19 protein-coding genes are annotated in these 24,205 nt (G+C 53.0%); 6 read left to right on the forward strand and 13 right to left on the reverse strand.

Annotated features, from left to right (window positions below; translation table 11 throughout):
- The first annotated feature begins 361 nt into the window (after positions 1 to 361).
- From tkt to pgl, 5 genes are all read left to right on the forward strand, one after another.
- On the forward strand, positions 362 to 2,437 hold the full coding sequence (tkt, locus tag IDM49_RS06675) for a transketolase (RefSeq protein WP_228008239.1): 2,076 nt from the start codon (positions 362 to 364) through the stop codon (positions 2,435 to 2,437).
- Positions 2,438 to 2,582: 145 nt separating this feature from the next.
- Positions 2,583 to 3,677 (forward strand): transaldolase, encoded by a 1,095-nt coding sequence (gene tal / locus IDM49_RS06680; RefSeq protein ID WP_190723952.1) that lies wholly within the window; start codon positions 2,583 to 2,585, stop codon positions 3,675 to 3,677.
- 124 nt (positions 3,678 to 3,801) lie between these two features.
- The gene (gene zwf / locus IDM49_RS06685; RefSeq protein WP_190723953.1) at positions 3,802 to 5,337 is read left to right on the forward strand and encodes a glucose-6-phosphate dehydrogenase; all 1,536 of its coding nucleotides are present in this window, start codon (positions 3,802 to 3,804) and stop codon (positions 5,335 to 5,337) included.
- Entirely contained in the window at positions 5,337 to 6,320 is a 984-nt protein-coding gene (locus tag IDM49_RS06690) for a glucose-6-phosphate dehydrogenase assembly protein OpcA (RefSeq protein WP_190723954.1), read from the forward strand. Before zwf ends, IDM49_RS06690 begins: the two co-directional genes overlap by 1 nt.
- A complete protein-coding gene (gene pgl, locus IDM49_RS06695) occupies positions 6,313 to 7,074 on the forward strand; it encodes a 6-phosphogluconolactonase (RefSeq protein WP_190723955.1) in 762 nt (253 codons plus the stop codon). The genes IDM49_RS06690 and pgl overlap by 8 nt, the downstream gene beginning before the upstream one ends.
- 167 nt (positions 7,075 to 7,241) lie before the next feature.
- On the opposite strand, the gene secG is transcribed toward pgl, so the two are convergent.
- The 11 genes from secG to uvrA form a co-directional block, all read right to left on the reverse strand.
- Positions 7,242 to 7,502 carry a preprotein translocase subunit SecG gene (secG, locus tag IDM49_RS06700; protein ID WP_168613997.1) on the reverse strand — a complete coding sequence of 87 codons (261 nt, stop codon included), beginning with the start codon at positions 7,500 to 7,502 and terminating at the stop codon, positions 7,242 to 7,244.
- A gap of 158 nt (positions 7,503 to 7,660) precedes the next feature.
- Positions 7,661 to 8,440, reverse strand: coding sequence for a triose-phosphate isomerase (tpiA, locus tag IDM49_RS06705; RefSeq protein WP_168613998.1), 780 nt, complete (start codon positions 8,438 to 8,440; stop codon positions 7,661 to 7,663).
- A gap of 178 nt (positions 8,441 to 8,618) precedes the next feature.
- Positions 8,619 to 9,842: a phosphoglycerate kinase gene (locus IDM49_RS06710; protein ID WP_190723956.1), complete on the reverse strand. Its 1,224-nt coding sequence runs from the start codon at positions 9,840 to 9,842 to the stop codon at positions 8,619 to 8,621.
- Positions 9,843 to 9,937: 95 nt separating this feature from the next.
- Positions 9,938 to 10,942, reverse strand: coding sequence for a type I glyceraldehyde-3-phosphate dehydrogenase (gap, locus tag IDM49_RS06715; protein ID WP_168614000.1), 1,005 nt, complete (start codon positions 10,940 to 10,942; stop codon positions 9,938 to 9,940).
- Between the two features lie 428 nt (positions 10,943 to 11,370).
- Positions 11,371 to 12,339: a DNA-binding protein WhiA gene (whiA, locus tag IDM49_RS06720; RefSeq protein WP_168614001.1), complete on the reverse strand. Its 969-nt coding sequence runs from the start codon at positions 12,337 to 12,339 to the stop codon at positions 11,371 to 11,373.
- Positions 12,340 to 12,456: 117 nt separating this feature from the next.
- A complete protein-coding gene (locus tag IDM49_RS06725; RefSeq protein ID WP_228008030.1) occupies positions 12,457 to 13,467 on the reverse strand; it encodes a gluconeogenesis factor YvcK family protein in 1,011 nt (336 codons plus the stop codon).
- A gap of 10 nt (positions 13,468 to 13,477) precedes the next feature.
- A complete protein-coding gene (rapZ, locus tag IDM49_RS06730) occupies positions 13,478 to 14,365 on the reverse strand; it encodes an RNase adapter RapZ (protein WP_190723957.1) in 888 nt (295 codons plus the stop codon).
- Between the two features lie 66 nt (positions 14,366 to 14,431).
- Entirely contained in the window at positions 14,432 to 16,453 is a 2,022-nt protein-coding gene (uvrC, locus tag IDM49_RS06735; protein WP_190723958.1) for an excinuclease ABC subunit UvrC, read from the reverse strand.
- A gap of 20 nt (positions 16,454 to 16,473) precedes the next feature.
- Positions 16,474 to 17,148, reverse strand: coding sequence for a lysophospholipid acyltransferase family protein (locus IDM49_RS06740; RefSeq protein WP_190725444.1), 675 nt, complete (start codon positions 17,146 to 17,148; stop codon positions 16,474 to 16,476).
- 128 nt (positions 17,149 to 17,276) lie between these two features.
- Positions 17,277 to 17,957 (reverse strand): HAD hydrolase-like protein, encoded by a 681-nt coding sequence (locus IDM49_RS06745; RefSeq protein WP_190723959.1) that lies wholly within the window; start codon positions 17,955 to 17,957, stop codon positions 17,277 to 17,279.
- A gap of 4 nt (positions 17,958 to 17,961) precedes the next feature.
- Positions 17,962 to 20,847 carry an excinuclease ABC subunit UvrA gene (uvrA, locus tag IDM49_RS06750; protein ID WP_190725445.1) on the reverse strand — a complete coding sequence of 962 codons (2,886 nt, stop codon included), beginning with the start codon at positions 20,845 to 20,847 and terminating at the stop codon, positions 17,962 to 17,964.
- Between the two features lie 145 nt (positions 20,848 to 20,992).
- Between uvrA and IDM49_RS06755 the strand changes: the two genes are divergently transcribed.
- Positions 20,993 to 21,682, forward strand: a complete 690-nt coding sequence (locus tag IDM49_RS06755) for an MBL fold metallo-hydrolase (RefSeq protein WP_190723960.1) — start codon at positions 20,993 to 20,995, stop codon at positions 21,680 to 21,682.
- Between the two features lie 60 nt (positions 21,683 to 21,742).
- Here IDM49_RS06755 and IDM49_RS06760 read toward each other — a convergent pair whose 3' ends face one another.
- Complete coding sequence (locus IDM49_RS06760) at positions 21,743 to 22,372, reverse strand: pentapeptide repeat-containing protein (RefSeq protein WP_190723961.1); 630 nt, start codon at positions 22,370 to 22,372, stop codon at positions 21,743 to 21,745.
- 108 nt (positions 22,373 to 22,480) lie between these two features.
- Complete coding sequence (locus IDM49_RS06765; RefSeq protein WP_190723962.1) at positions 22,481 to 24,190, reverse strand: formate--tetrahydrofolate ligase; 1,710 nt, start codon at positions 24,188 to 24,190, stop codon at positions 22,481 to 22,483.
- Positions 24,191 to 24,205: the final 15 nt, after the last annotated feature.

Below are 24,205 nucleotides of genomic sequence, written 5' to 3' on the forward strand. Positions count from 1 at the left end.
GTGGTTTCTGACGCCGCGCATCAAACTGATTTTAGGGCGCACAAAGTCCAAGCGAGAATATGGTCTTTATCTAATACTAGTGGTCGAACCCCTTATTTTCCTAATAAAACGTGCAAAATCACGTCCTCCGTTCTTAATGCAGAACCCTCTCAAAAATTCCTTTTTAAGTAGTCAGTGAACATGACCGGAAAATGAGAAGAAAACGCCTAGTAATTCCCCGAAGACGGCTCACAGTCGATAGACTCGATAGAGAAGAAAGACGTTCTCACTGTGCGCTACGACTTCACACCGGAACGTTGCTAAAAAATAATGAAAGGGGAATTTCGTGCCAAATCTCGATGCGAAATTTGAATGGACCGATATGGATCAGCGAGCTGTTGATTACGCTCGTGTTATCGCCGTGGACGCGGTTGAGAAGGTCGGTTCAGGTCACCCGGGTACCGCGATGAGCTTGGCTCCTGTTGCCTACACTCTGTTCCAGAAAGTGATGCGCCATGACCCCACCGATGACCGCTGGATGGGCCGCGACCGCTTTATCCTTTCCCCTGGTCACACTTCTTTGACCCTGTACCTTCAGCTTTTCTTGAACGGTTACGGTCTTGAGATGAAGGACCTTGAGGCTCTTCGCACCTATGATTCCTTGACTCCCGGTCACCCCGAGTACGGTCACACCAAGGGTGTTGAAATTACTACCGGTCCGTTGGGTCAGGGCTTGGCGTCTGCTGTTGGTTTCGCTTACGCCCAGCGTTACATGCGCGGTCTGTTTGACCCCGAAGCTCCCGAGGGCACTTCACCTTTTGACCACACTATCTTCACTATCGCCTCCGAAGGTGATATTCAGGAGGGTGTTACTTCTGAGGCTAGCTCGCTGGCTGGTCACCAGCAGCTGGGTAATTTGGTCGTCATCTTCGACCGTAACCACATTTCAATCGAAGACGACACCGACGTAGCTTTCACCGAAGATGTTATGAAGCGCTATGAGTCGTACGGCTGGGATACTGCTCGTGTTGACTGGACTGTAACCGGTGAGTACGACGAGAACATTGAAGATCTCTACAATGCGATCGTTGCGGCTAAGAAGAACACCGACAAGCCTTCTATCATCGAGTTGCGCACCCGCATCGGCTTCCCCGCACCCACCAAGCAGAACACCGGCGGTATTCACGGTTCAAAGCTGGGTGCAGAAGAAGTTGCAGCGACTAAGGAATACTTCGGTTTTGATACCGAGAAGTCATTCTTTATCGAGCCCGAGATTTTGGACTACACCCGCGAGGTTGTAGGACGCATGGCCGAAGAGCGCGCCGAATGGCAGAAGTCATTCGATAAGTGGGCTGAAGCTAATCCCGAGCACGCAAAGCTATATGAGCGTCTGCGCGAGGGCAAACTGCCCGAAGGTTATAAGGACGCTTTCCCCATTTTCGGCATTGACGATTCAATGGCAACCCGCGCGGCATCAGGAAAGGTTATCAACGCTATTGCAGATACCTTCCCCGAGCTGTGGGGCGGTTCTGCAGACTTGGCTGGTTCAAACAACACCACCATTGAATCGGCAAAATCATTCAACGTGGAGCAGCACACCACCGGCAAGTATACTGCTGACCCTTACGGTCGCGTCCTGCACTTCGGTATTCGCGAGCACGCAGCTGCTGCCATCGTCAACGGTATTGTGCTGAGCTCACCCACCCGCGCCTTCATGGGTACCTTCTTGCAGTTCACTGACTACCAGCGTCCTGCCATTCGTTTGGCAGCTCTGATGGGCGTTCCGTCTATCTTCGTGTGGACCCACGACTCTATCGGCCTGGGCGAAGACGGCCCCACCCACCAGCCTGTCGAGCACTTGGCTGCTCTGCGCGCTATCCCCAACCTCAATGTGGTTCGTCCTGCAGATGCTAATGAGACCTCTGTAGCATGGCGCAAGATTCTGGAAACCCAGGATTCACCCTCAGGTCTGGTACTCTCACGCCAGGGTCTGCCCGAGATGCCCCGTGAAGATCTGCACGCAGACTTCGACGGCGAAAAGTACGCCTCAGCTGAAGGTGTTGCTCGCGGTGGTTACATCCTTGCAGATACCGAAGGCACCCCTGATGTTCTGCTGATTGCAACCGGTTCAGAGGTGCAGCACGCTATTGAGGCACGTAAGCAGCTGGCAGAAGAAGGCATCGCGGCACGCGTTATCTCAATGCCCTCACGCGAGTGGTTCGCTGCAGAATCTGAGGAATACCGCGAATCAGTTATCCCCTCAGAAGTTAAGGCACGCGTGACTGTAGAAGCAGGCGTGGCAATGCCCTGGTACGACATCTTGGGTAGCGCAGGACGCCCGGTATCACTGGAACACTACGGCGCCTCAGCTTCTGCCGAAGAGCTCTTTGAACGTTACGGCTTCACCGCAGAAAACGTTGTAGCAAAGGCTAAGGAATCAATCGAAGCAGCGAAGTAACGCTGCTCATCAGGTGGTGGGTGCTCGCATCCACCACCTGGTTTATACTTCACTGATATTTATCCCACCGTGTAGCGTTTTGAAGCTCGCAAGCTACATCACAGCGTTGCACCCCTTTAGAGAGATACAGAAGGAGAAATAGCTCGTGGCTACTCCCACTCAGAAAATTTCAGATGCAGGCGTTTCAATTTGGCTCGATGACCTATCACGCGAGCGCCTGAACAATGGCTCCCTTGAAAAGCTCATTGAAGAGAAAAACGTGGTTGGTGTGACCACTAACCCCAGCATCTTCGCTGCCGCACTGTCGAAGGGCGAGGCGTACGCAGCACAGTTCAAAGAACTCGCCGGTACTGACCTTGAAGAAGCTGTTTTTGCGGCTACCACCGATGACGTTCGTGCAGCGTGTAATCTTTTCATTTCAATTTACAAGTCATCACAGGGTGTGGATGGTCGCGTATCAATCGAGGTTGATCCTCGTTTGGCTCGCAACGCCGATGAGACCGCTGTGATGGCGAAGAAGCTTGCTGAGACCGTCAATCGTGACAACGTCATGATTAAGATTCCTGCAACTGTTGAGGGTATGGCTCCCATTACCAAGACCTTGGCTGAAGGAATCTCAGTCAACGTTACTTTGATTTTCTCGTTGGAGCGTTACCGCGAGGTTATCAATGCCTACATGCTTGGTCTTGAGCAGGCTCTGGAAAACGGTAAGGATCTGTCAAAGATTCACTCCGTTGCATCATTCTTTGTCTCGCGTGTAGACAGCGAAATTGATGCGCGTTTGGATGCCCTTGGCACTGAAGAGGCTAAGGCGCTCAAGGGTAAGGCAGCGTTGGCTAACGCTCGTTTGGCGTACCAGGTGTACGAAGAGGAATTCTCTTCAGAGCGCTGGGAGCGTCTTGAAGCAGCGGGCGCTCACAAGCAGCGTCCTCTTTGGGCATCAACCGGTGTGAAGGATCCTGCGTACCCCGATACCCTGTACACCACCGAGCTCGTAGCGCCTAACACTGTGAACACCATGCCCGAGGCAACTCTCGATGCTTTGGCTGCCCACGGTGAGGTTACCGGCGACACCGTTACCGGCACCTACGAAGAGTCAGAGGAAATTCTCAACAAGATTGAGCAGCTCGGCATCTCATACAACGAGGTTGTAGAGAAGCTTGAGAACGAAGGCCTTGAGAAGTTCGACGCATCCTGGGAAGAACTTCTGGCAACCGTTCGCACTGCGCTTGAGGCGTAAGTACAACGGTTAGAGCATCATACCGGGCAACCGGTTATGCAAGAGACATCTGTTTACAGATTAGTGTGAGGTAGCACGGCAATAACGCTGTGTTACCTCACCACCGTATGTGAAGGAATATACTGTGCCCAACAGTGCAGAAAAGAATCCGCTCAGAGACCCCAGAGACCGCCGCCTTACCCGAGTCGCCGGCCCTTCTGCTCTGGTCTTTTTCGGAGTGACGGGCGACTTGGCGAAGAAAAAGCTATTGCCTGCCGTTTATGATTTGGTCAACCGTGGCTTGCTTCCCCCAAGTTTTGCGCTGGTAGGTTTTGGACGCCGCGATTGGAGCGATGACGATTTCCGTCAGCAGGTGCGAGAATCAGTTGAGGCTCATGCGCGTACCTCCTTCCGTGAGGACGTGTGGAACCAGTTCCAAGAAGGCATTCGTTTTGTGCAAGGTGCTTTTGATAATGACGATGCTTTTGAGCGTTTGAAAGCTACTTTGGCTGAGCTGGATGAGACTCGCGGCACCCGCGGGAACCATGCGTTCTATCTGTCCATTCCGCCCAAGGCTTTTGAGCAGGTTTTGCAGAAGCTTGCTGATCATGACATGGCTGAGTCTCAGGATTCTCCCGGTTGGCGACGCGTCGTTATTGAAAAGCCTTTCGGGCATGACCTTGAGTCGGCGCGAGAGTTGAACTCGATTGTTGAGAAGGTTTTCCCCGCTGATTCGGTCTTCCGTATTGACCACTATCTGGGTAAAGAAACCGTTCAGAATATTTTGGCAATGCGTTTTGCTAACAAGATGTTCGAGCCGCTGTGGAACTGCAACCACGTAGATCATGTGCAGATTACGATGGCTGAAGATATCGGCATCGGAACTCGCGCAGGGTACTACGATGGCGTGGGCGCGGCTCGTGACGTTATCCAAAATCACTTGCTTCAGCTTCTGGCGCTCACCGCAATGGAAGAGCCCATTAGCTTCAACGCCAACCATCTGCGCGCTGAAAAAGAAAAGGTTCTAGAGGCAGTGACTCTGCCTGAGAACCTCGAAGAGGCATACGCTATTGGCCAGTATGAGGGCGGTTATCAGGGCGGCGAAGAGGTCAAGGGCTTCTTCGACGAAAAGGACATTCCCGCGGATTCTCGCACTGAGACTTTTGCGGCGTTGAAGGTGAACATCAACACCCGTCGCTGGTCGGGGGTTCCCTTCTACCTGCGTGCGGGTAAGCGTCTAGGACGCCGCGTCACCGAAATCGCTGTCATTTTCAAGAAATCTCCCAATCTGCTCTTTGGCGGTGCTGCCGACAACACCGGTCAGAACGCTATCGTGATTCGTGTTCAGCCTAACGAAGGCATGACGCTACGTTTTGCTTCGAAGGTTCCAGGCACTCAGATGGAAATTCGTGACGTCAACATGGACTTTGGTTACGGTCACTCCTTCGCCGAAGAATCCCCTGAAGCCTACGAACGCCTGATTCTGGACGTCTTGTTGGGCGAACCGCCGCTGTTCCCGCGTCACGAAGAAGTCGAGCTGTCGTGGAAGATTCTTGATCCCTTCGAAGAATACTGGGAAAAGAACAAGGTAAAGCCCGAAGGTTATAAGCCGGGTTCGTGGGGTCCTGCATCGGCACACGAGATGCTCGAACGTGATAACCGTGCTTGGAGGCGTCCATAATGTTATTTGAACTCAAAAACACTACGGCTTCTGCCATTGATAAGAAGCTCAATCAGGTCCTTGAAGACTCGGGTAACACCACGACTTCTCGAGTTCTGACTCTCGTCATTCTTGCCGAGCAGGGGCACTCAAAGTTGGCTGTGGAAGCTGCACAGCAGGCGTCGCACGAGCACCCCTCGCGCATTATTGTGCATATTGCGCATGAGGCTGATGCGGAAGACCGTCTGGACGCTGAAATTTCAGTGGGCGGTGAGGCCGGTGCCTCTGAGGTCATCATTTTGCGCGGCTACGGTAAAGCGTCCCGGGCCACGGAATCTTTGATTTCTGCTCTGCTTTTGCCTGACTCCCCCATCGTTGCGTGGTGGCCGCACTCCGTTCCTGAGAACGCCTCCGAGCATTCCATCGGCAAGATAGCGCAGCGTCGCATCACTGATTCAGCGCGTGCTCAAGACCCTATGATGGTTTTGCGTCAGCTGGCTAAGACTTACACGGCCGGTGACACCGATCTTGCGTGGATTCGTCTGACTCTTTGGCGCATTCAGCTGGCTGCTGTTCTTGATCAGCTCCCCGCGGCTAAGGTTAAGCGCGTGAGCGTGGCTGGCTCATCGAAGTCACCCTCGGTAGTTCTGCTCGGTGCGTGGCTTGGCTACAAACTCGGAGCTGGGGTTCATCTGACGACAAAGGGCGCAGACCGCGGTCTCTACCGCGTGGCTTTGGAACGCGAAGACGGCAAAGTTATACTTTACCGCCCCGGACGAAGCATTGCTACCCTGACGTCTCCGATTGGCCCGGACCAGCAAATTTCGTTGCCGGTTCGTTCACTTGCTGAATGCTTGGCAGAAGAGCTACGCCGTCTTGATCCCGATAAGGTCTACGGCGAAGTGCTTACTCAAGCTATCCCTGCAGTGGAGATGGTTGTAGATATGAACGCTGCAGAAGTTATTGACGAAGTTGAAGATTTTACGGAGGAATACGATGCCTAACCCACAGGTTATCGAACACGCAGATAAGAGCGAGTTGGCTGCTTCTACCGGCTCTCGCATTCTCGCCGTTATCAACGATGCGATTGAAAACAACGGAATCGCACACCTTTCACTGACAGGCGGCACCATGGGTATCGCCGTGTGGTCAGCAATCGCTGAGTCTGGTCAGGCTCGCACCATTGACTGGTCAAAGGTTCACTTCTGGTGGTCCGACGAACGGTTTGTAGAAACCGGCCATGCAGATCGCAACGAGAAGCAGGCTAAGGATGCCTTGCTTGACTCGCTTGAAATTCCGGCTGAAAATCTGCATATCATGGGCGCATCAGACGTTTTCGACTCAGTTGATAAAGCTGCGGAGGCATACACCGCCGAACTCAAGAAGTTTGCACCAGAAGGTCAGGCCTCTCCTGCGTTCGACCTTGGTTTGCTAGGTCTTGGCCCCGATGGGCACATCGCATCGCTCTTTCCCGACCGTGAAGAGATCCATCTGACCACTTTTGATTCTCTGGCTGTCCGCAACTCGCCCAAGCCGCCGCCCACCCGCGTCAGCATGAGCTTGCCCGTCATCAACCGCGCTCGCAAGATTTGGTTCTTGATTGCAGGTAGCGATAAACAGGATGCGACCGCGCGACTTCGTCAGGCTGCTGAACTCAGCGATGATCAGCTCACCGCAGAGATTCTGACAGCAACTCCTGGTGCCGGTGCTAGAGGCGCTGAAGAGACCCTCATCTTGGCAACCCAGGACGCTCTTTAATAACTCTAAAGCCCCGGTATAGTGAGCACGCGCAAACGCTCATTACCGGGGCTTTTCATATCCTCTGAAACCTTTGGCAACGCATCCTTGAAAGATACGCCTAGGGCTAGGATATACAAAAGCGCCTGCACGAAAAGAATCGTGCAGGCGCTTTTGTATAAAAAGACTTACAGCATAGTTGCAGGGTCTGCAAAGCGCAGAACCAAACCGTAACCAATCACAGAGAAAACCCAAATCAAGATCACTGTGATAGTCAGACGGATCAGGTTCTTAGATGCCATACCCGAAGAGTTCAAGGAGGTGGTCATACCGCCACCGAACATATCGGAGAGACCGCCACCTTTACCGCGGTTCAGCAAGACCAATAGCACGGTCAAGACGCTGCTAATCGCGATGAGAACCATCAAAACGATTTTAAGAATCTCCACGGAGAACCCTTCTTTTACATCAATAGTAGATAACGATTTAACTCGTACCTTTATACGGTACACGTATTTATCAAGAGCGTCCAAACATTTGGTTCGCTTTAAGCACAGTTGGCGGCAACCTCACAGGTCGCCGCCAACTGGTTCACCGTGGCTAAGACTTACTTGGAGTCAAAGCGTGCGATGTTTGCAAATTCTTCTGCATCGAGTGATGCGCCGCCAACGAGTACGCCGTCAACGTCAGCTTCACCCAGGATTTCAGGAGCTGATGCTGCCTTGACCGAGCCACCGTAGAGAACGCGAACCTTCTCAGCAACGTCTGCTGAGTACAGCTTCTCGATCTCAGCGCGGATTGCAGCTGACATTTCCTGAGCGTCAGCGCTAGTTGCTACCTTGCCGGTACCAATAGCCCAGACGGGCTCGTAAGCTACGACGAGGGTTTCAGCCTGTTCAGATGAAAGACCTTCGATAGAACCGCGCAGCTGCTCGAGAGTGAAGTCAACGTGAGTGCCAGCTTCACGAATCTCAAGACCTTCACCAACGCACAGAACGGGAGTCAGACCGTGACGGTAAGCAGCCTGCACCTTGTCAGCGCAAATTGCGTCGGTTTCACCGTGAATGGTGCGACGCTCTGAGTGACCAACGAGAACATAGGTTGCACCGAGCTTGTTCAGGAACGCACCTGAAATATCGCCGGTGTATGCGCCGGAATCCTTGTCAGAAAGGTCCTGGCCACCGTAAACGATGTTCAGCTTGTCGCCTTCAACGAGGGTCTGTACTGAACGGATGTCGGTGAAGGGAGGAAATACGGCAACTTCAGCGTTGTCGTAGTTGAAGTTCGCATCATCAAGAGTCCATGCGAGCTTCTGCAGCAGGCTAACGCCTTCTGCGTGGTCCATGTTCATCTTCCAGTTGCCTGCAATGAGCGGCTTGCGAGTCATAAGTACTCCTTGAAAAATTGTTGGGGTGCGCGTCTGAAAGAAATCAACGACGCGCGCTGGCACTGGCCAGCTACAGATGGTGAACGGTACGCACCAAAACTAGTGCGCATCCGCACTAAAAGTTTTTCGATGATGCGTGGTGAGCCTTGAACGCCCACCACGCATCGGTGAGAAAAACTTATGCGCCGAGAACCTCGATACCGGGAAGGGTTTTGCCCTCGATGTATTCGAGTGAGGCACCGCCACCGGTTGAGATGTGGCCGAACTGGTCATCTGAGTAACCGAGCTTGCGAACAGCTGCTGCTGAGTCGCCACCGCCGATGATGGAGAAAGCATCTGATGCAACGATTGCCTCAGCTACTGCCTTAGTACCGTGTGCGGTGTTTTCAAATTCAGCAACGCCAACGGGGCCGTTCCAGAAGATGGTCTTAGCGTCCTTGAGCTTTTCAGCAAAGAGTTCGCGGGTCTTGGGGCCAATGTCCAGACCGTCTGCTTTTTCACCGAGCTCGCCGCCTTCGATATCGTCTATGGGACGGATCTCGAAGTTAGCGTCGTTGGAGAAGTCATCACCGCAGACAACATCTACAGCGGTAACGATTTCGGTGCCCTTCTCGGGAGCTTCTTTGAGGTAACGCTTGACGGTGTCAATCTGATCCTTCTCGAGGATTGACTGGCCGACCTTCCAGCCGTTAGCTGCTGCGAAGGTGTAGCCCATGCCGCCACCAATCAAAATGGTGTCAGCCTTACCGATGAGGTTTTCGATAACTGCGAGCTTATCTGACACCTTAGCGCCGCCCATAATCACTACGAAAGGACGTTCGGGATCGTTCAGGGTCTTCTTGAGCACGTCAACTTCAGTCTTGACGAGGTCACCCAGGTAAGCGGGCAGACACTTAGCTACATCGTAAACCGATGCGTGCTTGCGGTGGACAGCACCGAATGCGTCATTGACGTAAGCGCCGTTCTCGCCAGTCAAAGCAACCAGCTCATCTGCAAATTCGCCGCGCTCAGCGTCGTCCTTAGAGGTTTCGCGTGCATCGTAGCGAACGTTTTCAACAACCAGAACTTCGCCGTTCTGAAGAGCTGCAGCCTTAGCCTGAGCGTCTTCACCCACAACGTCGGTTGCAGTGACAACTGAGAAGTCAGCAAGCTCAGCAAGACGCTTTGCTGCGGGAGCGATAGAGAACTGGGGGTCAACCTGACCCTTGGGGCGACCAAGGTGAGCAGTGACAATAACGCGTGCGCCAGCCTCAGCAAGCTTAGTCAACACGGGAAGAGATGCCTTAACGCGGCCATCATCAGTGACGGTGTTACCGTCGAGGGGCACATTGAGATCTGAACGCACGAGAACGTAGCGACCTTCAACACCTTCTGACAAGAGTTCTTCAAGAGCGCGTGCCATATGGATCAACTCCAATTAGTTTAAAAATCTATAAAGAGAGGGTATGAAAATGCCCCCACCCATATAGCGGTGGGCGGGGGCATTATTGAGTTAGCTTAGAGAGCTGCTGCTACCTTGTTGGTGAACAGAACCAAGCGTGATACGTAACCGAATTCGTTGTCGTACCATGCAACAACCTTAACCTGGTTGCCGATAACCTTGGTCAAAGGTGCATCGAAGATGGTTGAAACAGCTTCACCCTCAATGTCCTTGGACACGATGGGATCGGTTGAGTACTTGATGAGGCCCTTGAACTCACCCTCAGCAGCCTTCTGCATTGCTTCGTTGACTTCTTCAACGGTAACTTCGCGCTTTGCTTCGAAGGTGAGGTCGGTCAGTGAACCGGTGGGGGTGGGAACGCGAACAGCGAAGCCGTCCAGCTTGCCCTTGAGCTCGGGAAGAACCAAGCCGACTGCTGCTGCTGCACCGGTTGAGGTGGGAACCATGTTCAGAGCTGCTGCACGTGCGCGGCGCAGGTCTGAGTGAGGTGCGTCGAGCAGGCGCTGGTCTGAGGTGTAAGCGTGAATGGTGGTCATCAGACCCTTTTCGATGCCGAATGCATCGTTGAGGACCTTAGCCATGGGAGCGAGGCAGTTGGTGGTGCATGATGCGTTTGAAACGATGTGCATTGACTCGTTGTCGTAGGTGTCATCGTTTACGCCAACAACGAAGGTGCCGTCGATGTTCTTACCGGGTGCTGAGATGATAACCTTCTTAGCACCTGCATCGCGGTGTGCCTGAGCCTTGGTACCGTCGGTGAAGAAACCGGTTGACTCGATAACGATATCGATGTCGAGATCCTTCCAGGGCAGGTTAGCGGGATCGCGCTCAGCGAGAACCTTGATTGCCTTGCCATCAACGGTGATTGACTCTTCGTCGAATGAAACCTCTGAATCGAGGGTGCCCATTACTGAGTCGTACTTGAGAAGGTGAGCAAGGGTCTTGTTGTCGGTGAGGTCGTTGATTGCAACAATCTCAAAGCCTTCTGCGTGAGCCTGAGCTGCGCGGAAGAATGAACGACCAATGCGGCCGAAGCCGTTAATAGCTACGCGTACAGTCACTGGAATCTAACTCCTCGATATATCAGTGAATTTTGCTAGGACGGAAACCGCTTGCTACGCAAGGGCTCCCGCATCCGAACCCTGCCAGATAAGTTATCTGACGTGAGCCCGTATGTGGTGGGCTATCCGTCCGGTTCACACACTACTATACCCCACTTTGTGTGAGTTTGGGTGGTTTTTTGAGGTTTTTCTAGCCCAGTTGACTATTTTCTTTGAGGATTACGTGCGGTTTTCCGTGGGTTTCACCAGAATTCAAAGGAATTTAACCCAAAAATTGAAAAAGTTTGCGAAGCGCTCCACTAAAGCCCACATTTTCCCACATTTTCCAACTGTGGGTTTTGAGTGCTCACTTCCCACAAGCACACAGCAACACCACAGCATAAAAAAACTCTGCCTCGGCTAGAAGCCAAGACAGAGTCAAAAAAGTATTAATGGTGCGACGCGCTAGCCTCGGTGCCGGGAATACCCAGCTCGGCAGCGCGCTTATCTGCCATTGCTAGAAGACGACGGATGCGTCCGGCAATCGCGTCCTTGGTCATGGGAGGATCAGCCAAACGTCCGAGCTCATCGAGGGATGCTTGCTTGTGCGCAGCACGCAACTCCCCCGCATAGCGCAAATGATCAGGAACTTGATCTCCCAAAATCTCAAGGGCACGTTCCACACGCGCTCCTGCAGCAACAGCAGCCTGAGCTGAGCGACGCAGGTTTGCATCATCAAAATTAGCCAGACGGTTAGCGGTTGCACGCACCTCTTTACGCTGACGGCGTTCCCGCCAGTTCTCTAAGGCGTGATGAGCGCCCATACGCTCCAACAAATTGCTGATAGTTTCACCGTCGCGCACCACAACGCGGTCAACACCGCGAACTTCACGGGCCTTCGCCATCACATCAAGACGGCGGGCAGCACCCACCAAAGCCAGAGCAGCTTCGGGGCCGGGGCAGGTAAATTCAAGTGCAGAGGAGCGACCGGGCTCAGTCAACGAGCCATGCGCTAAGAAAGCGCCGCGCATCACAGCCTCGGCATCTGCCAACGAACCATTCACAACGGCAGGAGGAAGACCGCGCACCGGGCGACCACGCGCATCCAACAACCCCGTCTGACGAGCCAGCGACTCACCACCGTGATCAACACGCACGATATAACGACCGCCGCGACGTAAACCTCCGCCGGTGACCGCAGTAATCTCAGAATCATGCCCGTACAAATCAGCAATATTGTGCTGAAGGCGCAAAGCAGTTGCCTCTAAATCGACCTCAGCCTCAATCACAATGCGACCAGAAACCAAGTGAAGGCTGCTGGTAAAACGCAAAATAGTTGAAACCTCCGCCTTTCTGACAGAAGATTTCGTAGCGTCATACCGTGCCAGTTCTTCTTTAACCGATGCCGTCAGGGCCATACGGTGTGTCCTCCAACTTATATTGTGTGCATTGCTAACTTCTTAGGCGCTCATCTCAGCCCCGTAAAAACACAATTCACTATTTTATATGTTTTTACATCAAGCTGTGAATTTAACTTATTCCGCGAATAAATCGCGATAAGTAGCACCCAACTTAAGGGAGTCGTGCACAAAAGGATTATTTCTCTCGTGCACGGCAGCCCACCGAACTGTTGCGCCAAAGCTTGAAGCGGTCTTTTCAAAACTTTCACGGTCAGCTACCGCAATGGGATCAGCAATAATGGCATCCAGTTGCAAATCGGGAGCATAGTTTTTGAGAACCATCAAATGATCTCTGGCGTCCAAACCGGTGGTCTCATCGCTGGCGAGCTCAAGGTTCATCACCACGCAGGTGCGGGCTGAGCTACGCTCAATGGCACGACGCGTTTGAGGTAGCAACAGATGCGGCAAAACCGAGGTGTACCAAGAGCCGGGGCCTAGAATAACCCAGTCAGCAGTATCAATCGCTTCAATAGCTTCATCGCAAGCATCAGCATCGGCAGGTTCTAAACGAACGGTTTCAATATTGCCGGCCTTCGCCAACTTAGCTTGACCGGTGACAGTGGTCAGTCCCTTCCCCGGATGCTCACCCTCTCTTACTTCACCGCTAATCACCAACGGTGTGAGCGACATCGGCAAAACGCGTCCGCGAGCACCCAAAAGTGACCCGGCCCAGTCAAGACCGGCAATGGGATCACCCAACAACTCCCACAGCGACACAATGAGCAAATTGCCCAGGGCATGGTTTTCCAGAGAAAAAGTTTCTGGCGAGGTCGGATGTTTAAAACGATGTTGCATGACGCTAGCCCAGGTACGCCCCCATTCCGAATCGTCGCACAGAGCAGAAAGCGCCATGCGCAAATCACCGGGAGGAAGCACTCCCATTTCTTCACGCAATTTACCCGACGACCCGCCGTCATCAGCTACAGTGACCACAGCCGTGAGTTCGCTGGTGACGTGTTTGAGAGCAGCCAAAGACGCATACAGTCCGTGGCCGCCGCCCAAGGCGACCACTCTCAAAGGGGACGATGCGGATAGCGGAGAAACAGCGAGACGCTCACCGTGTTCAGTGATGGTCTTATCCATCATTGCTGCCTCCTTATTCACGCCTCATATCGCGATGCTGAACATTGACGCTCACCGTGCCAAGGGTACGCAGACGCTTAGCGAGCTCCTCGGTCACCGCCACGCTACGGTGTTTACCACCGGTGCAACCGATGGCAATGGTGGCGTAATGCTTGCCTTCACGGCGGTAGCCATCGAGCACAGGTTTGAGAGTTTCCACAAAGTGAGTGACAAACTCTTCAGTCCCGGGATTATCAAAAACATAATCACGGACAGCCTGATCCTGACCGGTTTGCGCGCGGAGCTCCGGCACCCAGTGAGGGTTAGGGATAAAACGCATATCAATCATCATGTTGGCATCAACCGGGGAGCCGTACTTGAAACCAAAACTCGTGAGTGTAAGGTTCAGCAGCTTAGTTGCACCGAACTCGTTAAACATCTCACGCATAGCATGGGCAAGCTGATGTACGTTCTTGCCCGTAGTATCAATGACGGTATCGGCATTAGCTTTCAGATCTGAGAAAAGTTCGCGCTCCTTGGTAATACCATCGAGGATGCGTCCCTCCCCTTGAAGCGGGTGTGGGCGGCGCTGAGCCTCGTAGCGAGCAATGATGTCTTTATCAGAGGCATCCACGAACAACAACGTCAAGTCAATCTGAGGGGTGCGCAAATCTTCGATAGCGCCGGTGATGTCCTCGTACATGGCCATAGAGCGAACATCGATACCCAGCGCCAAACGCGGAATTGATTCGGGGGCGCGGGTCACCAAATCAACCAGCGGCTGCAACATCTGCGGTGGAATATTATCCACCACATACCAGCCCTCATCTTCTAAAGTGTTCGCTGCTGTGCTACGACCCGCACCAGAAATACCGGTAATCACCAGAATTTGAGGTTTGATAATTTCTTTTTGTTGCTCCATGACTGCCCTTTCGAGAGTGTTCGCCGGTGTCTTAGTCTGAATGCGCGTCTCTTATTTTACGCTCTCTTACTCAAGGACTTCTCCGGTTGTCAGGTTAATTCCTTGGGAAGGGATAGCGCGCTCAGCTGAATTTTCTTGCTCGAAATGCGCAATGATTTTTTGAGCCATTGAAGGTCCGATTCCGCTGACTTCTAAGAGCTCATCTTCGGTAGCGGCAGTGAGTTTTTTGTAGGAGCCGAAGTGCTCAATCAAAGCCTCACGTTTTGCCGGGCCGAGACCTGCTACTCCGTCTAAAGCAGACGACAGCATTGCTTTGCCGCGTTTAGAGCGGTGGAAGGTGATAGCAAAGCGGTGCGCCTCATCGCGTACTCGCTGAATCAGGTACAAGGCAGGCGAAGTACGAGGAAGGATGACGGGAAAATCCTCGTTAGGTAGCCACAGCTCTTCTAAACGCTTAGCAATACCGACCACATAAACATCGGTGATGCCAAGATCAGCAAGTGCAGCCGATGCCGCATTCACCTGAGGCTGACCGCCGTCAACCACCACGAGGTTAGGCGGGTAGGCGAACTTGGCGGGCTCTTTCTCATGTGCTCGTTCCGCGCTGACTTCGCCGCTGGTTCGCGGAGTCTGCTCACGCTCAGCCTGATCTTGCAGGTAGCGCTTAAAACGTCGGTGAATAACGTCGTACATGCTGGCAGTATCATCGCGGGCTGAGCTACCGGTAATCGAGAATTTTCTGTAATCGCTCTTTTTCGGCAGTCCGTCTTCAAAGACGACCATGGACGCCACCACGTGGGTACCCTGAACGTGCGAGATATCGTAGCACTCAATACGCATCAGCGGATCGGGCAACTCCAGGTTCTCCTGTAACTCCACCAAGGATGCGCTACGTGTAGTGAGATCCCCTGCGCGACGGCTCTTGTGCAACGTGAGCGCGTGCTTAGCGTTTTCCTCCACAGTTTGCATCAGCGCCGCTTTGTCACCGCGTTGCGAAACAGCAATAGAGACTTTGGACCCGCGGATGCCGCTGAGCCAGTCCTCGAGTTGCTCATGGTTTTGCGGTAACGCGGGAACAATAATCTGCTTAGGAATTTCATGACGCTGGTGAGCTAGTTCTTCTTCAGAATCCCCCACCGCAATGGACGCCGCCACCTCGCCGTAGACCTGTTGAATCAGCTGTTCAATCAGCGCAGCATCGTCGGTGTCATCCATTTTTTCAACGATCCAACCGCGCTGACCACGAATCCTGCCGCCGCGCACAAAGAAGACCTGTACTGCCGCCTCTAGATCATCTTGATCAAAAGCAAACAAATCAGCATCCACGGAATCGGCAAGGACAACTGCATTGCGTTCAAATGCTTTTTCGAGCGCGGCAATGTCATCGCGCAAGCGTGCTGCCTTTTCAAAATCAAACTCGGCAGCAGCGTCCTTCATTTGCACGGTCAGCTCGGCAATAAATTTGTCGGCTCCGCCCGCCATGAACTTCGCTAGATCTTGCGCCAACTTCTGGTGGTCTTCCACCGAAATATTGCCCACGCAGGGAGCGGCGCATTTGTCGATATAGCCCAGCAGGCACGGGCGGTCACTTTTTTGAGCGCGGTTAAAAACACCCGTTGTACAGGTACGCACCGGGAAGACGCGCAAAAGTGCATCCAGCGTCTCGCGAATAGCCCACGCCTGAGAATACGGGCCGAAATAGCGCACGCCTTTCTTCTTCTCACCGCGCATCACCTGAGCACGAGGAAATTTATCCTTAAGCGTCACCGCTAAATAGGGGTACGATTTGTCATCGCGGAAAGCAATGTTAAATCGAGGCTTATACTCTTTGATCCAGGTATACTCCAGCTGCAGAGATTCGAGCTCGCTCCCCACTACCGTCCACTCCACAGACGCAGCGGTATGAACCATTGCATAAGTCTTGGGGCTCAACCCGCTGACGTGGGCGAAATATGAGTTCAGTCTGTTGCGAAGGTTCTTCGCTTTGCCAACATAAATGATGCGTCCGAACTCGTCGCGAAAACGATAAACACCCGGGTTTGTAGGAATCTCGCCGGATGCTGGGCGGTAGTCAGCGGGGTTTGCCACAAACGCTCCTTAGCGTGAATTTAGGAAGTTGCTCCACCGTCGCGCGAAGCTGAGGGGGAAACGTTATAGACGTCTTTACGGCCCTGACCTGAAAGAGCGGCGATTTCGTCCATGATTTTTGCGGTCGTTTCTTTGCGTTGTTTACCTGTCATGGTCTCCCCCGTCTTTTCAAAATAAAGGGGCTTGCCAACGCGCACTGTAAACCGCTTGGGATACACCATATTGGAATCTGGTTTTTGGAGCTTATCAGTGCCGATAAGACCTATGGGAACAACCGGTGCTCCCGTCATATGAGCCAACCAGGCCATGCCAATTTTTCCGCGGTACAGGTAACCATCGCGCGAGCGAGTGCCTTCAGGGTAGATTCCGAAGACCCTTCCCTCATTCAGCACCTCAAGAGCCTTACCGAGCGCTTTCATCGACTCTTTACGATCGCTACGGTTCACCGGAATAATATCGATGGCCTCAAACATCAACTTCATCATTTTGCCGCGCACCCCAGGAGTGTTGACGTACTCGCTTTTAGCAAGAAACGCCACTCGACGGGGCATCAGCGCCGAGATAATGATGGAGTCAAGAAATGCAAGGTGATTTGAGGCTACGATGACCGGCCCATCCTCGGGGAAATTTTCTAGACCGGTGACGCGAGCACGAAAACCAGTACGCAAAATGCCGCTGACTGATTTCTGAATCATCTTGTAATATTCCACGGTGATTCCTTGAAAACTAAGAAACAAGAACAAAAGTGGATGGCTTGTTCTATCAGATGCTGACCATCGACTTACGACTACTTACGGTTATACCTAAAAAGCACGCCTAATGCCTAGCTGGCAAAAAGCTCAGCTACACGAACCTGAAGTTGCTTCGGAGTATCGACAACATTATCAAAGTGCTCCAAGCGCTCTGCCTCATCGCCGAATCCCCAGCTCACTCCAATAGAAGGAATACCGTGCGTAGCTGCTCCTACCGCGTCGTACTGGCGATCACCAATCATCACGGCAGATACGTTTTGACCGTATTTTTCGGTCAAGGCGTTGAGAACGTACCCGATAATCCCCGGCTTATCGCTAGGCATCTCAAGGTTCTTCTGGCCGTGTTCATCGCGAGCGCCACCAACAACCTCAAAGAACTGCGCGATGTCGAACATCTCAACCACTTCCTCAGCTAAATGCAGAGGCTTCTGGGTTGCAACACCCTGGATGTAGCCCAGGGAGGCGAACTTTTCTAAAGTCTCGCGCATCCCCGGGTAAAGCTTTGACTGAGGTAATCCTTTGGTTTTATAGGCGGCGCGATAGGTTGCCACGATATCTGAAAACTTTTCGCGCGGAACATCAGTGAAATGTTCCAAGCTATAGTTCACCGGAGGGCCAACAAAGGCGTCCAGAGTTTTCTCATCAGGACGCTCGAAACCGTTTTTCACCAGAGCTTCGGCAATACCTTCGGTGATTGAACCAGCAGGGTCTAGAAGGGTTCCGTCAACGTCCCACAACACGATATTCACCATGAAACTACCCCAGAATTTCGTTGAGGAACTCACCGGTATGCGAACCAGCTACCTTTGCAACGTCTTCGGGTGTTCCCTCGGCGATAACCGTACCACCACCGGCCCCGCCTTCAGGACCCATATCAACAATCCAGTCTGCACTCTTGATAACGTCCAAGTTGTGCTCAATGGTGATGACGCTGTTGCCTTTATCGACAAGACCATGAATCACCATGAGCAGCTTGCGGATATCTTCAAAGTGCAGACCGGTAGTTGGCTCATCCAAAACGTAGATGGAACGGCCGTTACTGCGCTTTTGCAGTTCGGATGCGAGTTTGACACGCTGCGCTTCGCCACCGGATAAGGTGGTGGCGGGCTGCCCCAGGCGAATATAGCCCAGACCAACGTCAACCAGGGTGTTGAGGTGACGGGCGATGGGAGTGAAGGCGGCAAAGAACTCTGCCGCTTCTGCAACGGGCATCTCCAAAACATCGGCGATGTTCTTGCCCTTGTATTTCACTTCCAAGGTCTCACGGTTGTAACGCTTGCCGTGGCAGGTTTCGCACGGGACGTAGACATCGGGCAAGAAGTTCATCTCAATCTTAAGGGTACCGTCGCCGGCGCACGTCTCGCAGCGTCCGCCCTTCACGTTGAAAGAGAAGCGTCCAGGCTGGTAGCCGCGCACCTTAGCGTCATTGGTTTCTGCAAAGAGCTTACGCACATGGTCAAACACGCCGGTGTAAGTAGCCGGGTTTGAACGCGGGGTTCGGCCAATTGGTGACTGGTCAACGTGAATAATTTTATCCAGGTGTTCCAAGCCCTCAATAGACTTATGGCGACCGGGAACTTGCTTAGCGCCGTTCAGTTTATTAGCCAAAGCGGTGTACAAAATATCGTTCACCAGAGTTGACTTACCCGAGCCAGAAACACCGGTAACAGCTGTCAGTACACCAAGCGGGAACTTGACATCAACATTTTTCAGGTTGTTCTCGCGGGCACCAACAACCTTGACTATACGCTTCTTGTCGATATCACGACGGGTCTGAGGTATATCGATGGTGCGACGCCCCGCCATGTAATCACCGGTAATGGAACGCTCGTTATGAAGAAGATCCTTGAAAGTACCCGAGTGCACAATTTCGCCACCGTGCTCGCCAGCGCCGGGGCCAACGTCCACAATCCAATCGGCTTCTTTCATGGTGTCTTCATCGTGCTCGACAACGATGAGAGTATTGCCCATATCGCGTAGCTTGGTCAAGGTATCAATCAAGCGGCGGTTATCGCGCTGATGCAAACCGATAGACGGCTCGTCAAGAACATAAAGAACACCCACCAGACCGGAGCCAATCTGGGTAGCAAGACGAATACGCTGCGCTTCACCACCCGAAAGGGTACCTGCGGCACGAGCGAGATTCAGATAGTCCAGACCGACATCCAGCAAGAATTGCAAACGCGCATCAATTTCGCGTAACACCTGTTCAGCAATCTTCTTCTCGCGATCACTCAAATGAACCTGACGCATGAAGTCCAGAGCATCTCGCATCGGCATCTCGGTGACATCCGCTATGGACTTACCATCAATTTTGACCGCCAGGATGACGGGGTTCAGACGGGCACCGTTACACGCGGGGCATGCTACCTCACGCATGTACTGTTCGTAACGATCCTTCGACCAGTCAGATTCAGTTTCTTCATGCTTGCGCTTGATGTAGGCAAAAACGCCTTCGAAACCTGAGGTATAGCGACGCTCGCGTCCAAAACGGTTCTTGTAGGCAACGGTGACCTTGAAATCTTTACCGTGCAGAACAGCCTTCTTCGCTTTCTTAGACAAATCTTTCCACGGGGTATTGAGGTCAAAACCAACTTCTTTGCTCAAGCCTGAGAGCAGACGAAGCCAATACTCGGTACGAGATTTACCCTGTGACCACGGTGCGATTGCGCCTTCAGCCAGTGACAAATCAGGGTTAGGGATGATCAGTTCTTCATCAACTTCAAGACGTGAGCCAATACCGTCACACTGCGAGCAGGCACCAAAAGGTGAGTTGAAGGAGAAAGCACGCGGCTCAATTTCTTCAAGCTGAATGGCGTGACCGTTGGGGCATGCCAAATTTTCACTAAAAATCTGCGTGCGGTCGTCGCTGCCTTCTTCGCGGTCCACGAAGTCCATAACGACGCGTCCGCCCGCTAAGTTAAGGGCGGTTTCTACGGAGTCTGTGAGGCGCTGCTGAATACCGTCTTTCACCACGATGCGGTCAATCACAACATCGATGGTGTGCTTGTACTGCTTTTCAAGCTTGGGAGGATCTGAAAGCTGAATCTGTTCGCCGTCGACGATGGCGCGCGAGTAACCTTCAGCGGAAAGCTCTTTGAAAAGATCAACAAACTCGCCCTTGCGAGCGCTCACGACAGGAGCCAGCACCTGCAGGCGGGTGCGTTCGGGGTACGACAGGATTTGATCGACGATTTGCTGAGGGGTCTGTTTTGAAATCTCAGCTCCACATTCGGGACAGTGTGGGTGACCGATGCGTGCCCACAGCAGACGCATGTAGTCATAAATTTCGGTAATTGTGCCTACCGTTGAGCGAGGGTTTTTAGAGGTGGATTTCTGGTCGATTGAAACCGCAGGTGAAAGACCTTCGATGAAATCCACATCGGGTTTGTCAACCTGTCCCAAGAACATACGGGCGTACGATGAGAGAGACTCTACGTAGCGTCGTTGGCCTTCAGCAAAGATGGTGTCAAAGGCGAGCGAAGATTTGCCGGACCCTGACAGCCCGGTGAAGACAACCATAGCGTCGCGGGGAATCTCAAGGTTGACGTTTTTGAGATTGTTTTCGCGAGCCCCCTGCACCAGGATTCTGGTGAGATCGTTAGGCTTATGCGCTGTTTGTGACATGGGCGTCCTACTCATCTTGTCGTGTGTTTCGAACATATATTCTATACGCCTACTTGTCTTAGTGCGAGGATTGTCAACTAATAATTGCTATGGGCTTATCTGCAAGATTTATAGATCGTGTTCTTACCTTTTGGTCTGTGTTTAGCCTAAGATTGTGGTTATGACAACAACTCCTGCCGCACACCTCATGATTGATAACGACGAGCTCACCGTTCGAGTGGTTGCAGTCTCTGAGATGGAAAATAACGTCTACCTTATTACCTCAAAATCCAGCGGTGAGCAGGTTTTGATTGACGCCGCAGATAATTTTAATCGTATTAGAGAGTTTGTAGAATCCGCCGCTGATGAGGATTTAGACGGTGCCTCAGCACGCCTTTCGACGGTGATAACCACCCATTCACACTGGGATCATATTCGCGCTCTGCCCGCAACCGTTCAGCATTTTGAACCGCACACCGTTGCGGGCCACGATGATGTTGAGGCTATCGACGAGCAAGAGGGCGTCAGCATCGCACAGGCAGTGGTAGGCGGTGAAACTCTACGCTTTGAGGGCTTTGAACTTGAAGTCATCAGCCTGGTGGGACACACCCCTGGATCAATTACCCTAGTCTTGCGCGGTGACAGTGAGGAGGCGACTCCCACTATCCTCTTTACAGGGGACTCTCTCTTTCCTGGCGGCGTAGGTAAAACCAATTCCCCTGAGGACTTTAAGCAGCTTTTACACGATGTTCGCACCAAGATTTTTGATGCGTTTGATGACAACACCATCGTTCTTCCCGGACACGGCCAGCACACCACGCTAGGCGCTGACCGCGATAACCTCGATGAGTGGGAAGCTCGCGGCTGGTAAATAGATTTTCCGAAACATTTCAGGCGTCTTTGCACCTCGGTGCAGGACGCCTGTTTTTGGTTAACGCACGCTGATGCCGAGTTCTTGGGCGAAAGTTGGTGCTAATTGTTGCAGTTGAAACTCGCTGATTTCGGCACCGCGTAGCGATGAAGCCCCGAGAACCTTGTGCAGTTGTGCTCCGCTGAGATTGGCCCGGTGAAGATGTGATTGCGATACGGTGAGAGTTTCTACACTGGTATCTGCGAACTCGACGTGGCTGATTGTAGCTCCAGTGGCGTCCAACTCCCCTATCGCGCATCCTTCAATCATCAGGTGAGTGCACCGTGCTGCTCGAAGATTGAGGACATCTATTTTGCAGTCGCGAATAACCATATGTTTGATACGGGAATCTCTTAGTTCTAGGACGCCAAAGCGACTACCTTCGATGACCGCGCGCTCCCAGGATGACTCTGGTGCTTGAAGGTGGGCAACAGAGAGGTTGTGAAGCTCGCTATTTACCACCCGCGCTTTATCCCAGGAGCATCCGTCAAGCCCCACCGCAGTGAGAGAACAGCTATCGAAAGTTGCCGCGCTCTGGTCAACGCCGGACCAGTCTGCACCGGTGAATCGGGAGTGCTCGACATAGTCTTCATCGAGAGGCGTCTGCGCCAAGACTCGCGCGTTCGTTGTATCGGGAAGCCACATATCCATACACTCCACCCTAAAGCACACCGCCGGTACTTTCTGGTAAGACAGAAAGTACCGGCAGTGCTAACGCTAGGCTTCTAAAGTTCAACGCCAGGTATTACGAATAGCTCCTTAGAACAGTCCCACCATGCGACCGTCTTCATCAAAACCGATGCGCTCTGCCGCCGGTGACTTTGATAGTCCAGGCATGGTGCGCATGGTGCCGCAGATGGCATAAACGTACCCTGCACCTGCTGCAAGACGAACCTCACGCACCGGCAACGTCCAACCAGTCGGAGCGCCCTTCAGCGACGCATCCGAAGAAATGGAGAGATGGGTTTTTGCGATCACAACGGGGAGTTCACCATACCCAAGCTCTTCGTACAGCTTGAGCTGCTTGCGTGCGGCAGGCGTGACCTCAATGCCGTCTGCGCCGTAGACGTCGGTCGCTACCTTCTCGAGCTTAGTTTCCAAAGAGTCAGTGAGTTCGTAGGTAAAGTTCAGCTCGCTCACGTCATCGCAAGCCTCAGCCACAGCGTCCGCCAGCTCCATAGTGCCCTTACCGCCTTGTGCGACACCGCGGTGCACAGCGACGCGAGCGCCTGCTTCTTCAGCAATCCGGCGGATCTCTTCATGCTCTGAATTAAAATCAGTGGGGAACGCATTAATTGCAACAACCGGCTGCACGCCGAAAGAACGAACGATGTCGATGTGCTTTTGCAGGTTGGATGCGCCAGCGCGGACGTCCTCGGGGCTTTCCTTGAGCATGTCTTCGGGTAGCGGCTTGCCGGGAACAATCTTGTACAGGCCAGAGTGAGATTTGAGCGAACGAACCGTGACGACCAGAACCGCAGCATCGGGCTTGAGACCGGAGACGCGGCACTTGACGTTAAAGAAACGCTCAGCGCCCATATCAGCACCGAAACCTGCCTCGGTAATCACGTAGCCTGAGTGCTCAAGACCCACGTAATCCGCTACCACCGATGAGTTTCCGGTTGCAATATTGCCGAAGGGGCCTGCATGGATCAGAGCCGGGGTGGTTTCAAGGGTCTGAAGCAGGTTGGGATTAATGGCATCCTGCAAAATAACGGAGAGTGCGCCATCAGCTTTCAGATCGGCGGCGGTCACCGGCTGACCATCGTAGTTGAAACCAATGACGATTTTTGCCAGGCGCTCACGTAGGTTTTCAAAGCTCGTGGAAAGCGAGAGAATGACCATGATTTCTGAGGCGCTGGTGATATCAAAACCGCTCTCGCGAACAACGCCATCCATACGTTCGCCCAGGCCAATAACAATGTTGCGCAGCGAGCGATCATTGACGTCCAGAACCCGTCGCCAGGTGATAGCGCGCGGATCAATATTAAGCTCATTGCCCTGGTGCAGGTGGTTATCGATCATTGCTGCCAGCAGATTGTGCGCTGCGGTCACGGCATGGAAATCACCGGTCAGGTGCAGGTTCAACTTTTCCATGGGGATAATCTGCGAGTAGCCACCGCCTGCTGCACCACCTTTGATGCCGAAGGTCGGCCCCATCGAGGGCTGGCGTAGAGTGAGCATAGCGTTGCGGCCGGTTGCAGCCATTCCCTGTGCCAACGAAACCGATGTTGCTGTCTTACCCTCGCCCAAGGGCGTGGGAGTTACAGCGGTGACAACAACGTACTTAGCGCCTCGCTTGCGAGCGTTTTCAGCGGTCGTGGTTTCATCGAGAACCACTTTAGCGACGTATTTGCCGTAGGGTTCCAGGCGGTCCTCATCGATGCCTGATTTTTCAGCAACCTCAACAATCGGGTGCAGGGTCGCTGCCTGAGCGATTTCAAGGTCGGAGGGAAAAGGTGCGCTCATAGCGGGCTCTTTCTC

The sequence above is a fragment of the Rothia terrae genome (assembly GCF_014705925.2).
Lineage (GTDB): Bacteria > Actinomycetota > Actinomycetes > Actinomycetales > Micrococcaceae > Rothia > Rothia terrae.